This window comes from Thalassotalea sediminis, assembly GCF_030295915.1.
Taxonomy (GTDB): Bacteria; Pseudomonadota; Gammaproteobacteria; order Enterobacterales; family Alteromonadaceae; genus Thalassotalea_C; species Thalassotalea_C sediminis.
In genome coordinates, this window is sequence record NZ_AP027361.1 from 926,266 (window position 1) to 941,252 (window position 14,987).

The 14,987-nt window shown below is 37.8% G+C and carries 13 protein-coding genes; 1 reads left to right on the forward strand and 12 read right to left on the reverse strand.

All coding sequences use genetic code 11. The features are described 5' to 3' along the window. Positions 1 to 164: 164 nt before the first annotated feature. Entirely contained in the window at positions 165 to 1,334 is a 1,170-nt protein-coding gene (locus QUE09_RS04200) for a tRNA nucleotidyltransferase/poly(A) polymerase-related protein (RefSeq protein WP_434017511.1), read from the reverse strand. A gap of 172 nt (positions 1,335 to 1,506) precedes the next feature. On the opposite strand from QUE09_RS04200, the gene QUE09_RS04205 reads away from it, so the two are divergent. Continuing rightward, entirely contained in the window at positions 1,507 to 3,105 is a 1,599-nt protein-coding gene (locus QUE09_RS04205) for an AAA family ATPase (RefSeq protein ID WP_286234960.1), read from the forward strand. 23 nt (positions 3,106 to 3,128) lie between these two features. Here QUE09_RS04205 and QUE09_RS04210 read toward each other — a convergent pair whose 3' ends face one another. From QUE09_RS04210 to QUE09_RS04260, 11 genes are all read right to left on the reverse strand, one after another. Further along, positions 3,129 to 4,352, reverse strand: coding sequence for a cyclic di-GMP phosphodiesterase (locus QUE09_RS04210; protein ID WP_286234961.1), 1,224 nt, complete (start codon positions 4,350 to 4,352; stop codon positions 3,129 to 3,131). Between the two features lie 81 nt (positions 4,353 to 4,433). Then, positions 4,434 to 5,030, reverse strand: coding sequence for a 3-isopropylmalate dehydratase small subunit (gene leuD / locus QUE09_RS04215; RefSeq protein WP_286234962.1), 597 nt, complete (start codon positions 5,028 to 5,030; stop codon positions 4,434 to 4,436). Between the two features lie 10 nt (positions 5,031 to 5,040). Then, entirely contained in the window at positions 5,041 to 6,450 is a 1,410-nt protein-coding gene (leuC, locus tag QUE09_RS04220) for a 3-isopropylmalate dehydratase large subunit (protein WP_286234963.1), read from the reverse strand. 2 nt (positions 6,451 to 6,452) lie between these two features. Further along, entirely contained in the window at positions 6,453 to 7,544 is a 1,092-nt protein-coding gene (gene leuB / locus QUE09_RS04225) for a 3-isopropylmalate dehydrogenase (RefSeq protein WP_286234964.1), read from the reverse strand. 57 nt (positions 7,545 to 7,601) lie between these two features. Beyond that, the gene (leuA, locus tag QUE09_RS04230) at positions 7,602 to 9,152 is read right to left on the reverse strand and encodes a 2-isopropylmalate synthase (RefSeq protein ID WP_286234965.1); all 1,551 of its coding nucleotides are present in this window, start codon (positions 9,150 to 9,152) and stop codon (positions 7,602 to 7,604) included. Between the two features lie 350 nt (positions 9,153 to 9,502). After that, the gene (locus QUE09_RS04235; RefSeq protein ID WP_286234966.1) at positions 9,503 to 10,534 is read right to left on the reverse strand and encodes a CDP-glycerol glycerophosphotransferase family protein; all 1,032 of its coding nucleotides are present in this window, start codon (positions 10,532 to 10,534) and stop codon (positions 9,503 to 9,505) included. Between the two features lie 2 nt (positions 10,535 to 10,536). After that, a complete protein-coding gene (locus tag QUE09_RS04240) occupies positions 10,537 to 10,932 on the reverse strand; it encodes an FAD synthase family protein (RefSeq protein ID WP_286234967.1) in 396 nt (131 codons plus the stop codon). A gap of 272 nt (positions 10,933 to 11,204) precedes the next feature. Beyond that, positions 11,205 to 12,725, reverse strand: coding sequence for a capsule assembly Wzi family protein (locus tag QUE09_RS04245; RefSeq protein ID WP_286234968.1), 1,521 nt, complete (start codon positions 12,723 to 12,725; stop codon positions 11,205 to 11,207). Between the two features lie 16 nt (positions 12,726 to 12,741). Further along, complete coding sequence (locus QUE09_RS04250; protein WP_286234969.1) at positions 12,742 to 13,158, reverse strand: FAD synthase family protein; 417 nt, start codon at positions 13,156 to 13,158, stop codon at positions 12,742 to 12,744. A 68-nt stretch (positions 13,159 to 13,226) separates the two neighbouring features. Then, complete coding sequence (locus QUE09_RS04255) at positions 13,227 to 14,291, reverse strand: CDP-glycerol glycerophosphotransferase family protein (protein ID WP_286234970.1); 1,065 nt, start codon at positions 14,289 to 14,291, stop codon at positions 13,227 to 13,229. 86 nt (positions 14,292 to 14,377) lie between these two features. After that, complete coding sequence (locus QUE09_RS04260; protein ID WP_286234971.1) at positions 14,378 to 14,980, reverse strand: TIGR04211 family SH3 domain-containing protein; 603 nt, start codon at positions 14,978 to 14,980, stop codon at positions 14,378 to 14,380. Between the last annotated feature and the right edge of the window lie 7 nt (positions 14,981 to 14,987).

Consider the following 14,987-nt stretch of genomic DNA (forward strand, 5'->3'; position numbering starts at 1 on the left):
TAACTTCTTAATGCGACGTTGAAGTACTTGAAGTGTGAATATAAAAAGTTTATCAGTAATTTTAAAAGCAATGTTCAATAGAAATATTGTGAATTGTAAAAGGTAATTATATGAGTGGGTTATGGGAGGTTTTTAACAAAAATACAATAAATATGCTGGAAGATTTACAGCTTATTAAGTGCTTTACTTTGTAGTTTTTCAATGACGGAGAGCTTTTCATTGTCAATTGCCATGCGAATATCCCTTCCTGTTATGCCTTGTTCAATAAATTTTTGCGGCTTTATTTTACGGCACTCTGCAACTGCTGATTGTAAAAATGATATTTGCTTAGTGTTATCTTCCAAAGCATTAGTAGCATGGCAAGCCGTTAAAAACTCAGCAAAACTGTCTGGCTTTCGCCATACATCTAGATCATTAAGTAGTGCTAAGATTTTTTTCGCTGATAGTGAAAAACTCTTATTTACTTTTTTATGATGGCGAATAACGCTTATTGCAAGCCACTTAATTGCGTTCGGCACTCTTAATGTTGTTGATAGTTTTTTTACACTATTAACAGCATCCAATTCCCAACTATTTAATGCTTTTTCTGAGGACTGGTGTTTAAGTTGTAATGTTAATACTGCAAACCTTACAGCTAAGCTTTCACTTTCGTTTACTATGTGTTTTATCGCTGCTATAGGATGTGAGCGTCGTAAAGCATCATCCATTTCTGGCCAGATACTTTTCAGTGCATTACATCGGCATAGCTCGACAAAAAATATGTCAGGTGCTCCTTCTGATAATGCCTTTGCAAACTCTAGCCAGATTCTTTCTCCGGAAAGCGCAGCTAACTCTCCAGAATCGCTGATATGCTTCATTAAATCGAGGGTTTCTGGCGCAATGGTAAAGCCTAAATAGTGATATCGAGCTGCAAACCGTGCAACTCTTAATACCCTGAGTGGATCTTCAATAAATGCATTGGAAACGTGACGCAGCACACGGTTTTTGAGATCTACTTGCCCCTGATAGGGATCAATAATCTCGCCATTCGCTTTCATTGCCATGGCATTAACAGTCAGGTCTCTACGTAATAGATCTTGCTCTATGGTCACGTTAGGTGATGCATTGCAAATAAACCCTGTATACCCTAAACCTTGCTTTTTTTCCGTGCGTGCTAGGGCAAATTCTTCTTTTGTTTGTGGATGAAGGAAAACAGGAAAGTCTTTGCCTACTTGTTTAAAACCTAGCGATAGCATTTCCTCAACGGTAGTGCCAACGACTACGTAGTCGCGTTCTACTATTTCTCGTTCAAGTAATTTATCTCTGACTGCACCACCAACAAGGTAATATTCAATCGGGAGATTATAAGCGTCGTTTTTCATCACAAAATTTAGCGTAAAAATACTAAGTTAATCATAAACTTTAATAATCTTAACATAAGTTTGTTTTTTCTAACATCAACGCCTTTGACATCCTTAAAGATACGGGTTAATTTGCTCTAGCCTTTTTCATCAATAAATTAATGTTATGTACACGGCTTATTTTGGCTTAAGTGAAGCTCCATTTACTATTGCTCCAGACCCCGCTTATCTGTTTTTAAGTGATCGCCATAGAGAAGCATTGTCACACCTGACTTATGGCCTAGGTGATAACGGTGGCTTTGTGCTGCTTACAGGGGAAGTTGGTACTGGTAAAACAACGATTAGCCGTACCGTGATGGAAAAGTTACCAGAAAATACTCAGTTAGCGTTTATTTTGAATCCAACGCTTTCTTGTGAAGAGTTGTTGGCAACAATTTGTGATAATTTAAAAATTCGTTATAAAAAAACAGGCGCCACATTAAAATATTTAACGGATAAAATACAAAATAAACTTTTAACTAATCATGAGCAGGGTATCAATACACTTGTTATTATTGATGAAGCTCAACATTTGCAACCTGAAGTACTCGAGCAACTTAGGTTACTGACAAACTTAGAAACGAATACGCAAAAGTTATTGCAAGTCATATTGATCGGCCAACCTGAATTGCAGCAACTACTTCAACGTCGTGACCTACGGCAACTCGCGCAGCGAATAACTGCTCGCTATCATTTAATGCCGCTAACCAAACAAGAATTGAACAGTTATATTCAACATCGTTTATCGGTTGCTCAATGTACTCGCAATTTATTTAATAAAAGTGCTATTAGTGCAATACATAAAATATCCAATGGTATACCTCGGGTTGTGAACTTACTGTGTGATCGCGCATTAGTGTTAGCCTACAGCCAAAATCAAACGGTAGTTAACAAAAAAATAGTTATTGAGGCTGCCCGCGACGCTTTGGGGCAAGAGGTTGAACCTACTATCTGGCAGGCACGTCCAATCAGGCTAGGTTTGATTTTTACATTACTTACCGTGACACTATTCGCAGGTATTTGGGCTGAGAACACTTGGCATCTTTTTAAAGTTGAACAATCATCTAGTACTATAAACATGGGTGAAGTAAATAAAAATCAGGCTAAATTTGTAGACAATGAAAACGCTGAATCATCTGTTAAAAAGCCAGTTCCTGCAAAGGATGTTCAAAAAAGTGATAAAGAATTAGCTAACCACACTGAAATCGCACAGGCAATTGATAGTACGACTGATGTGCCGGCGAAGCAATCATTGCCGGAGAAAAAGGTACTTGAAAAAGAGCAAGCACCGATAGTGTTGGGCTTCAATGCAGAGGCGTATAAGAAACAGCAACAACAAAATACTCAGCATGATGAAATAAAAGTCGCGGCTACCGATGGTGTGTCAGCAGAAGTACTTGAGCTCTTTAAACAGGCTGTAGAGGATACTAGAGCTGATAGTAATGACCTAGAGGTTGGTCAACATGGCAATCACATTGCTGACTTTGATTCAGTTACTGCTTTACATCAAATGCCTGCTGACTTTCAAGATGCAATTCCACCTATAAGTTTTGAGTTACACATGTTTGAAACGGAAGGTAATGGCTGGGTAAGAGTTAACGGTCAAGATTTTAAAGAAGGAGAAACCATTGCTAATGGTGTTGTGTTAGAGGCAATTTTACCACAAAAAGTCATTCTCTCTTTTCGTAAATCACAGTTCTCGATGCCAGCATTATCGAGTTGGTAGTACTAATTTTTTATGATTTATTATTAGTCAATAAAGGCGTTTTTGAAAAAGCCTAATAGGTTTATGTTAAAATCTTCTGGCTTAATACAGCAATCGATTTGATCTTTATATTTACTGTTAGAAAGATCTAACTCTTCTATAGAAATTGCTTGGTTTAATCTTGTATTGTAGAAAACCTTTACGAAAGGGTGTAATGGCTTACGTTTGTTAAGTTTACTGATCAATCCGAGCTTACCACTGTTTAATTTCACCAATGTGCCTACCGGATATACGCCTAAGCATTGGATAAATTTTTCAACTAATTCTTCGTCATATTTTAGTGGGGACTCAGCAACTAAGGTTTTAAAAGCCGAAATAGGTGAGACAGCTGATTTATATGGACGTTCACATGTCATTGCGTCATAACTATCAACAATTGCTATCATTTTACCGTATTTAGAAATTTCTTTACCTTTTAACCCTTTAGGGTAGCCGCTACCATCTAATCGTTCATGATGTTCAGCCACCATCTGCATAGCAATATGTGAAATTTCAGGACTATCTTCTAAGAGTTTTAGGCCCAACGCTACATGACTACGCATTATATTTTCTTCTTTCTTTGTTAGCGTTGAACGCTTAAGTAGTATGTCATTTGGCAGTAAAACCTTGCCAATATCATGCAGAAATGCACCTAAGGTAAGCTGCTGTATAATTCTTTTATCGAGCCCTAAATACTTAGCGAAAATTGACATTAAAATTGCAACATTAAGAGAATGCTCGAACAAATATGAATCTTTAGATTGTAAACGTGTTAAGCAGCTTAGGGCATCTTGGTTGCGATAAACGGAGTCAACCAGTGAATCGGTGGTATCGCCAATATCGACAATTTGTAATGACTTATTTAACTTAACTGAGGATAAAATGTGTTTTTGTAAATCTCGCGCACTATTGTAAAGCTTATTTGCTTTGCGCATTTCTTGATCTATCGTAATTTCAGGCTTTTTTCGTTGTTCAGCCTTTGCTTTTGTTACCGTTATCTCGCTGAGTACGCGATCAACTTGCTCTACTGCTTTTTCTTTCTTGGTATCGACCGTAACATAGGTTATTTGGGCTTTTTCGAGTTGTGAGATGCTTTCTTGTGTGGAGATGTAACCTTCAGATTTAAACTCTGTGTTGTTGTTGTCGGTAACAGAAACAACGTACATGCCGAGTCTAAGGTTCGCTAGTGGTATTTTGTTAAATGTATTGGTTGTTGTTTTTTTGTTCATTTCTGAATAAATTAGGTGGTAACGTTAAAAGCCTATGAGTCTTTTAACGTTACCACCTAATTTCATTTTCAGCGAATTATTTTATTGCCATGCAGGCATATTTGCTTCAAACGCTTCTATTTTCTCTAGTTTGTTTAGTGTCCATCCCACACTATCAATGCCTTCTTCCAGACAATATTGGTGGAATTTATCCAACGAAAATGTATATGTAGTGCCTTGAGCGAATATTTTGTTGTTAAGTAAATCAACTTCTAACGTTAAATTAGCATTATCTGCTTGGGCAAATAATGCGTTTATTTGTGCTTCAGGCAACATAATTGGCAATACTCCAATGTTGATGCAGTTGCCATAAAAGATATCGGCAAAGCTCGGTGCAATAATAACTTTAAAACCATATTCTTGAATCGCCCATGGCGCATGCTCTCTACTAGAGCCACAGCCAAAATTTTCTCTAGTTAATAAAATGCTCGCATCATTATAAATAGGATCATTCAAGATAAAATCAGGGTTGTCTTGTTTCCCTTCAGCATCAATATAGCGCCAATCATGAAACAGGTGTTGCCCGAATCCGATACGTTCTGTTTTTTGTAAAAACTGCTTAGGAATTATTTGGTCGGTATCTACATTTGCGGCATCTAGAGGAACGACTAATCCTGTATGTGTTGTAAATTTTTCCATGAATTTCTCCTTAAGCGTTTAAATCAACAAAGTGGCCTTCTATCGCAGCTGCTGCTGCCATTTCAGGGCTTACCAAATGCGTACGGCTGCCTCTACCTTGACGACCTTCAAAGTTGCGATTACTTGTAGAAGCGCAACGATCACCGGCGTTAAGTTTGTCGTCATTCATGCCTAAGCACATTGAGCATCCAGGTAAACGCCATTCAAAGCCAGCGTTAGTGAAAACTTTGTCTAGTCCTTCGTTTTCAGCTTGTTCCTTAACGCGATATGAACCCGGTACTACGATAGCAGTAACGGAATCATTACATTTCATACCTTTTTCCATATAGCGTTCAACAATTGATGCAGCAGCACGTAAATCTTCTATTCTGGAATTCGTACAAGAGCCGATAAAGACATTATTGACTTTAATATCTGTGATTTTTGTGCCTGCGCTCAAACCCATATATTGTAACGCTTTTTCACAAGAGTCACGCTCTACCGGATCTGAGAAATCTGTTGGAGATGGTACCACGGCATCAACTTCTATAACTTGTCCAGGTGTTGTTCCCCACGTTACTTGTGCTTTGATGTCTTTCCCTTCTAACGTTAAGGTCGCATCAAAAATGGCGTCATCATCACTTTTAAGTTGTTTCCAGTCTGCTAATGCCTGTTGCCATAACTCGCCTTTAGGCGCGTATTCTCGACCTTCTACGTAATCAAACGTTTTTTGATCTGGTGCTATTAGCCCAGCTTTTGCGCCAAATTCAATGCTCATATTACATATGGTCATGCGCTCTTCCATCGAAAGTGCTTCTATTGCTTCACCACAGTACTCAACAACATAACCAGTTGCACCAGCGCTACCTGTTTTGCCAATAATAGCCAGAATAATGTCTTTTGCACTGATGCCTGGTCCAACGTTGCCTTTTACTTCTATTTTCATCGTTTTAGCTTTTGTTTGGCGTAAAGTTTGTGTTGCAAACACATGCTCTACTTCTGAGGTACCAATACCAAAAGCCAATGCGCCAAATGCGCCGTGTGTTGCTGTGTGAGAGTCGCCGCAGACAATAATGGTTCCAGGTATAGTTAAACCCAGTTCAGGCCCCATAACATGGACAATACCTTGGTTTTTATGTCCCATACCGAAAAGTTCGATGCCAAATTCTTTACAGTTCTTTTCTAATGTACGCAATTGGTTAGCTGCACCTTCGCCTGCGGCTGATATTTCAATGGAACGAGTAGAAATATTATGATCCATGGTTGCGATTGTACGCTCTGGACACCTTAATTTTCGGTTGTGAAAGCGTAAATTTGCAAAAGCTTGTGGAGAAGTAACTTCATGGATTAAGTGACGGTCTACATACAGTAAAGGTGTTTCACCTTGCTTTTCTTCAACAAGATGGTTCTGCCATAATTTATCATATAATGTGTTTGCCATTTTTAGTTCTCCTTAATTAATTGGCAAATAATATCGCCCATTTCACTTGTTGATTTTGCTTGGTGTGCTTGCTCTGCTGTTAATAGGTCTCTGGTGAAATTGCCATTATCTAACGCTGTAGCTACTGCCTTCTCAATTGCTGTTGCGGCTTCATCTTGATGTAGACTGTATCGAAGTAAAAGTGCTGCCGATAATATTTGTGCAATTGGGTTAGCAATGCCTTGACCTGCTATATCAGGGGCACTGCCGCCTGCAGGTTCGTACATACCAAAACCTTGTTCATTTAAGCTTGCCGAAGGTAACAATCCCATTGAGCCTGTTATCATTGCACAAATATCTGACAATATGTCACCAAATAGGTTTGAACATAACATGACATCAAATTGCGCAGGGTTTTTCACTAATTGCATTGCAGCATTGTCAACATACATGTGTTCTAAGCTAACCTCAGGGTAACTTTTAGCTACGTCATTAACGACTTCTCGCCATAACTGTGAAGTCGCAAGTACATTGGCTTTATCAATAGATGTTACTTTATTGTTTCGTTTTTTTGCAGCTTCAAATGCTAATTTAGTAATGCGCGTAATTTCAGCTTTTGAGTAAATCATGGTATCAAAGCCGGCTTCGTCTTCAGTGCCCGCATTTTTGCGCCCTTTAGGTTCTCCAAAGTAAATACCGCCGGTTAGTTCACGCATCACTAAAATATCAAAACCAGCAGAAGAAATATCAGCACGTAATGGCGACAAATTAGACATTGCTGGTTGTAGTTGTGCTGGGCGCATATTGCAGAATAACCCAAAATGTCCACGTAACCCTAACAATGAAGCACGTTCTGGTTGTTCCGTAGGGGGAAGGCTTTCCCATTTTGGCCCTCCTACAGAACCGAACAAAATAGCTTCTGCTTGTTCACAACCTTCAATAGTTGCATTAGGTAGTGCAGTACCATGATTATCGATCGCACAACCACCTACATCGAACTTATTAAAAGAAAGCGTAAAATTAAATTTATCTGCGGCAACAGACATTACCTTTACCGCCTCATTCATTACCTCAGGGCCGATACCATCACCGGCTAGTATTGCTATATTTGACATGTTTATTTGCCCTTTGTTTTATTTTTAAACGGCTTGGCGAGATCAAGCGCGTCACTATTATTCGTTTATTTTTTTCTGCTCTTTAATTTCCGCAATGGTGATTGCTCGGTTTATACTATTTAAGCAATGGATTAACGCCTGACCAGAAGCTTCAATTACGTCAGTTGCTAAACCGTAACCATGGAAGTTTCTGTTTTGCCACGAAACAACTAAATGCGCTTGGCCTAAGCCATCTTCACCTGAGCCTTTATTTGATATTTTGTAATCTGTTACTTCAAAGTCTAAATCTACAGCTTGTTTGATTGCTTGATATAACGCATCGACAGGGCCATTACCTGTAGCTGAGGTTATTTGACTATTTTCTCCGGTAATTAATTTAATGCCTGCGGTTGCATATTCTCTACCGCCAGACTGCACGTTGATGGAAGCTAATGTGTAGAAATCTTTCTTATCTTGTTGTTGAATATTGAATAAAAGGGCTTCTAAATCGTCATCAAACACTTGACCTTTTTTGTCTGCTAAGGCTAAAAAGTCTTTGTATAAATCATCTAAATTATAATCGGACTCTTTATATCCTAAGCTTTCCATACGGTGTTTAATTACGTGTCTTCCGCTACGAGAGGTTAAATTAAGTTTTGTTTTTGCGATGCCAACGCTTTCAGGGGTCATGATCTCATAGGTATTCGATGCTTTAAGCATACCATCTTGATGTATTCCTGAAGAATGGCTAAACGCATTACTTCCAACTATTGCTTTATTAGCTTGAACGGGCATATTGCATAATTGACTCACTAATTTCGACGTGCGTGCGATTTCTTGATGATTAATATTCGTTCTTACGCCAAGTAAGTCTTGTCGTGTTTTCATTATCATTGCAACTTCTTCTAATGAACAGTTGCCTGCGCGTTCACCAATGCCATTAATCGTACTTTCTATTTGTCTGGCACCTGCCTGTACAGCCGAAATGGAGTTTGCAACAGCTAATCCTAAATCATTGTGGCAGTGTACAGAAATAACGGCTTGGTCTATGTTAGGCACGCGATTAAATAATTGGGTAATAATTCCGCCAAATTCATTAGGTAGCGTGTAGCCAACGGTATCTGGGATATTTACGGTTGTAGCACCTGCTTTAATGGCACTTTCAACCATGCGGCATAGGTTATCAATAGGCGTTCTGCCGGCGTCTTCACAGGAAAATTCAACATCATCAGTAAATTTTCTCGCAAATTTGACCGCATTTATTGCCATGGCTTCTACGTCATCAAAGCCTTTACGAAGCTTCTGCTGCACGTGAACATCTGACGTTGAAATAAAGGTATGAATGCGAAACTGTTCAGCTACGCCCAAAGCATCACCACAAGCTTGAATATCGGCCTCTACTGCACGTGCCAAACCGCAGACGATTGAATTTTTTACATGCTTAGCGATTTGCTGTACGGAGTGAAAGTCACCTGGTGATGAAACCGGAAAACCCGCTTCTATAATATCAACACCAAGGCGCTCAATTGCTTGCGCAATTTGTAGTTTTTCGTGAACAGATAAACTTGCGGTTAATGCCTGCTCTCCGTCACGTAATGTGGTGTCGAATATGATAACTTGGTTGTCCATTTTTTATCCCTTAATTTACGTTGCCTATTCTTGCGAGCATAAAAAAACCCGCGTTGAGTAGCGCGGGTTTTATTGAATTTGACTGTTTTAATTACGTTATTAACAGTTACCAACAAGCAATCCGCGCATATTCACTGCGAGGAGGATGAGGCTTAAAAGGTTGTTAATTGTAATTTTCATATTTTTTGTATTTATTTAATCGCGATGAATATTCTCATTCATCATACAAAGCAAACTTTGTAACTTAATTACATCTCTTGCTCTATTAATAACGTATTTATTTAAATATTGTCAAATTTTTATTCATAGTTAAAAAATATAAGCTAGGTGTTATTAATTATATAATGCGGTCAAAAGCGCCAATAATTCAGTTTTTTTCGTTGTTTAAAGTTTCGGATTATATTTAGTGGTAACTTTTTAGGTGCCTTTTTTCCATTGATGAGTATTGATTCAACTGCCTGCAATATGCGTGCAGAAGAACGCCCATCTGTATAAGGGTGAAGTTCCTCAGCATAGGCTTGAATAGAGTTTTTGAGTTGACTGGTAGGGTTTAAAGCAAGCTTTATAGCGTCGTCTAATTGATCGGCTGATTGAATATCAATTAAATATTCTCCTGGAGCGCTATTATTAAGTGTTATAACCGGTTTACTAAGTAAAGAAAATTCGCCTATTACAGAAGATGTATCTGAAATGAGCATGTTGGCCGATTGCAGCAGTACATTAATATTATCGGTGTCAATAATTTTCAAATTTTCTGAGCTGATGCCACTGTAATCAGCAATGTATTTATCAGCCATTTTGGGGTGAAATTTTATTAACCAATTGTAATGACTCTTTTCACTTAGTGATTTGATTTTTTCGTACAAAATTGGCGCTGACGTTAACGAAGGAGAAAAAGTTGGCGCATATAAAATGGTTGGGTTGCTATTTTCAAAATGCTTTATTACTGATGCATTGAAGAGAGTGTCTAGTTTGGGCCAACCTGTTTCAACGACATCGAAAGATTTATGTTTCTGCGCTAATTTATTAAACCTAGACGTTGTAACCTCACCGTGAGTGCAGTAGAGGTCAAAACAGTCTCGAATTACAAAGTGACCCTTTTTCTTCCACTCTAAACCATGAAAAACTTGTACTTTTATCCCAGGAATAAAACTCGGGATAACATTTCCTGGCACAAAACAGGCATCAGGGTTGTATTCTATGACTGCTGAAACATTAGTCAGTATTTTTTCATCGTCGTTAAAAAAATCGAAGTTAATTTTGTTACCAGCAACAAACCAGTGTACTTCTGAGCCTTGGCGAATAATTTCAGACTGTAAAGGGCGTAATATCTCAAACGAGTAATTTTGTGAGATATAAAATAAATATCTTCTTTTGGACATTGTTAAGTGCGATCTGTTTTTACAATTTCAATAATTTCAGTCGTCGATATGGATGGTGTCCTCGGTAGATAGATAATTTGACAAAGGTTGCTCAAATGGTCAAATTTACCGTGCCAGTCATCACCCATCACTAATATATCTGCCTTATGAGTTTTGATGTATTCTGCTTTTAGTTCTAGAGACTCTTCAATAAATACTTCATCAACACAGTCTAATGCGCTAATAATATGTATGCGATCTTCTTGTGAATAAATGGGATAACGTTGCTTTTTAATCTTGCTAAGTTGGTCAGAAGACACCCCAACGATGAGATGATTACCTTGGTCTTTTGCGCGCTCTAGAATGTTTACATGGCCGACATGAAATACATCGAATGTGCCAAAAGTTATTACCCGCATACTACTACCTTATTTTTATTATTTTATAGCACTACTTTTATTTATATATGTTGTAAAGAGCGGAACAATAATTCCGCTACTTTTGAAAAACAGCTATATATGATATGCACAAATTGAGGAAAAGATCACTTTATTCAAGATATTTTTTAAGTTGAAAGTATTTATGAATAAAGAGAAATATGCAGAATTGCAAAACAGTGCAAGGGGAAATACGTTAAAAAGCCTATCATTTAGTTATGAAAAAGGAAAATAATAAGCTGCTGATTGTAAGGCTATAAATTGTATTCTATCTTTGCGAATGCACTTATATCATTATTATTATTTTCGTTAGTAAACTTAGAGTGGTTTACTTCAACACCAAACGTATAGCGCCAGTTTTTATAGCTATGTTGAACTTTGCTTGCTAGTTGTAATAAGTCTTCTGCTTTAGTCGTTAAAGTATTACCGATTAACGGGTTGTTTGGTGCTTTATCATTATTATCTTTGTTCAATTGTAACCATCTTAGCTTAATTTCAATTTGTGTATTGCTTGAAGATAATGTGCTAGCGCCAATAACCAAACTTGTTGCATCATTCTCATATATACTGCCCATTACGCGACCTTCATACCGCATCCCTGTTTGGTAAATTTTGTGTTCATAGTAACAATCACCAATTGAACTTGTACCGTCACCATTGACACCGTCTCTACATAGCGCGTATGTGTCGGTTCCTTCTATGAAAACCTTCCAATTATAATTGAATGCGGACAGTTGAGATTCTACGCCTAATTGATAGCGCTCTTCACCTAATATGCTTAGCCCGCCTTTTCGATCGCCATCTTCAGCAAATGACGTAAAATAAAGCGCAAATGGATGAGCGAAAAGTGTACTTGACCAGCGAATATCGTAACCAGCTAACTGATTGCCAGGTTCTTTGCCTGCCGCGCATTCTTCAACGGTTGGTCCGTTACCGCCGCAATTATCTAAACCTTTAAGGACATCTACAAAAGTACTTAAATCGCCAGGACGACCATCACCTGACCATTGAGCTAAGCGCGTTATACCTACTTCTAAGTTTTTGATTGGGTTGAAGTTAAACCTGAAGCCCCAGAGCAAAGTATTTTTAACAATACGCTCATCGTCCATTTTTCCCATAAAGGTTGTAACGGTCCATGGGATTTCATGTTCTGTCCAAGGGATTGAAACAGGGATAGCTGACTTTCTTGATAATGCTAGTGCTGGTAACGCTTTAGCATTATTGGTTAAACTCAAACTTGTATCTAAACCAGGCCCCCACCATCTGTCTTGCATGCCAGCAGAAACAACCCAATTTCCAACGAATAGTGCGCCATAGCTACCGTCAAAACTGGTTTCATCACTTAAGGGATCCTGAGGACGATAATGAGAAGAAACGCGAAAAGCAAATCGATCAGAGATCCAATTTGTCGCAACATTCAAGTGATATTTATTGCGGTAATCTTCTCCAAAACTTGTAAAGCGTTTATTATCAGTTGCTGCACTTGCAGTAATTGTTTTGCTATTACGTTTTGCCAGTTTAAGTTGATGTTTTACGTATAGTACGGATTCGCGAGTTTTCTGATCGAGTTGACCTATATAAATAGCGTCTAAATCGCGCGCTATGTCATGCCACATCAACGGAAATGTAGTCACAGGCGTTTTTAAAATGCCTACATCAGCAAGCCATTGGATGTTTGCACGTAAAAAACTATTACTAGTATCGACCCATGGATCTGCTTTGACAGAAGCTGTAAAAAAAACGATGGCCAAAAAAGAGGATAACAATAATTTCATGAATACTCGGGAGATGTTAGGTGATTTTTTCTAGCACTTCTCTTAACTTAGTGCTTGACGTGTGTGACGTGTAAGGAAAATAAATAATTTCTACACCAAATTCTGCAAATTCCTTTTCAATTTGATTCCATTTCTCAGTACCTTTCCAATCATCACCAACAAACATCAGATCAAATTTTAAATTATTCCAAGCCTCTTTTTTGTCGTAGTTAACTTGTGGTACCACTTCATCAACAAATTTTATATTTTCGACAATTTCCATTCTTTCTGGAAATGGAATAATTGGCTTTTTATTTTTAGCACTCAAACATAGTTCATCACTAGTAACACCGACAATTAAATAATCACACTCTAGCTTTGCTCTTTTTAAAACATTTAAGTGGCCAATATGAAATAGGTCGAATACGCCTGTGGTATAGCCAATTTTTTTCATTACATATTCCAGATCTATTAAAACGGGACAATTCTACACAAAGCATTGTCAGTTAGGTAGCATTCTAACTAGTTATTTTGTAAATAATGTACAATACGTTCACTTGCTTTTCCGTCAAGTTTACCTGCGAGTTTTTCAGCCATTGATAGTCGCACTGATTCGAGCATTTCAGGTTTTGTCATTTGTTGGTCAACTATCATTTTTAGTTCACTATATTTTTTTGCATGAACAGCAATATCGGCGTATGCACCATAATCTTGGTCCATGCGCTTTTTAAATCGATAAGAAAAAATTCCACGATAGCTCCACCTAAGTTTGAGAAAATCACACCATATAACCGGTTTGTTTAATGCTGCAAATTCAAACAATGCAGAAGAGGCGTCACTGATAAGTACATCTGCTACTGCCATGAAAGGTACTAATGAGTAATCAGTGACCTCTGCTAAGTAGACATTTTTATAGGTTTGCCAATGTTTGAGTAAAGCTTGCTGTTGGTGATACTTTTCTTTACTTAAAGAGAAATAATGAGGCTTAATCAGTATATTGTAGGCATTAAACGTTTCTGGCCAGTTTTTTGGGAAGCATTCTATACTACTTGGATAAAATGTCGGCGCATACAATAATGTTGGTTTATCTAAGTCTAAGCCAAGCTTTTCTAAATCAAGGCCTACAGGCTCGTGATTAATAATCGGATCAAGCTTACAAAAACCTACATTGATGAAGGTATCTTGTGGGTACATTTCTCGAAAACGATCTGTACGATGTTGTCCTTCAACAAATCTTACTGTGGTTGGAGTATCAGACTTTGTATAATAACTCGCCTTTGGACCAATACCATGACCTAGCTGGACAGATTTACTTACTTGGTGAACTTTGTCCAAGAAAGGGAAGCTATTGGCGAAAAAAATCCAGTCTGCTTTGACAGCTAAGTAATGTTCGGTTGCTTGTTGCTCGTTGTTAACCCAAATATGCTCAAGCTGTTCTTGCTCAATGATTTTTTGAATGATCTCATCATGAATACCTTTATAAAAAACAAAGGTTGCTTTACCCGCCGATTTTTTTTTAAGTTCTTGATATACAGGAAGGTATTGAGGTAAGTAGTATAGATGTAATACGTCAAAAATAATTCGCATAGTCGATGGTAAATTAGTTGGTAGCATTAGCGCTTTGTTACTATTCAGCTAATACTACCATTTCTTTGCCGTCTAATTGCAGTTATTTATTTCCAGTTATCCATACTTGAACGCTTTCTCGCTGCTAGTCTAGGTAGAACAAGACCGAGTATTAAGCCAATAGCTAAAACAATAGCACCATTAAAGAAGTACTCTTTTTTCAACGCTAAATCTTGATTGTCTACCTTGGATTTTGCTGCATTTAGCTCTTTAGTTAATGTCGTTATTTGCTCGTTTAACGCCTTTTCATTTGTTTTTAGTTGGTTTATTTCGCGGTTTGCTAAAGATAAGCTAGACTCCGATTGTTCTACGCTTTCTTCTTGATTAGCAAGCTTAGTATTTAATTCAGCAATAGCGAATCTCATACCTGGCGTTTTGCTAAGGTATTTACTTTCAACCCAAGTAACTCTGCCGCGAGGGTCAATAATTTCGGTATAACCGTTGCTCTCATTGCCTGTTAATTTGATTTCATCGCCAGCATTAACACTGCCTACAATGCGATAATTCGCACCTGCACCAGCATGCATGTAAATAAATAAATCATCTATAATATAGGCTGATTCTTTCGCTTCTGGTTGTGATTCTTCAGATAAAGCTTGTGGTGCGATTAGCGACAAGCTTGCAATCACCAAACATGTTATTAATTTCATTTAGTTA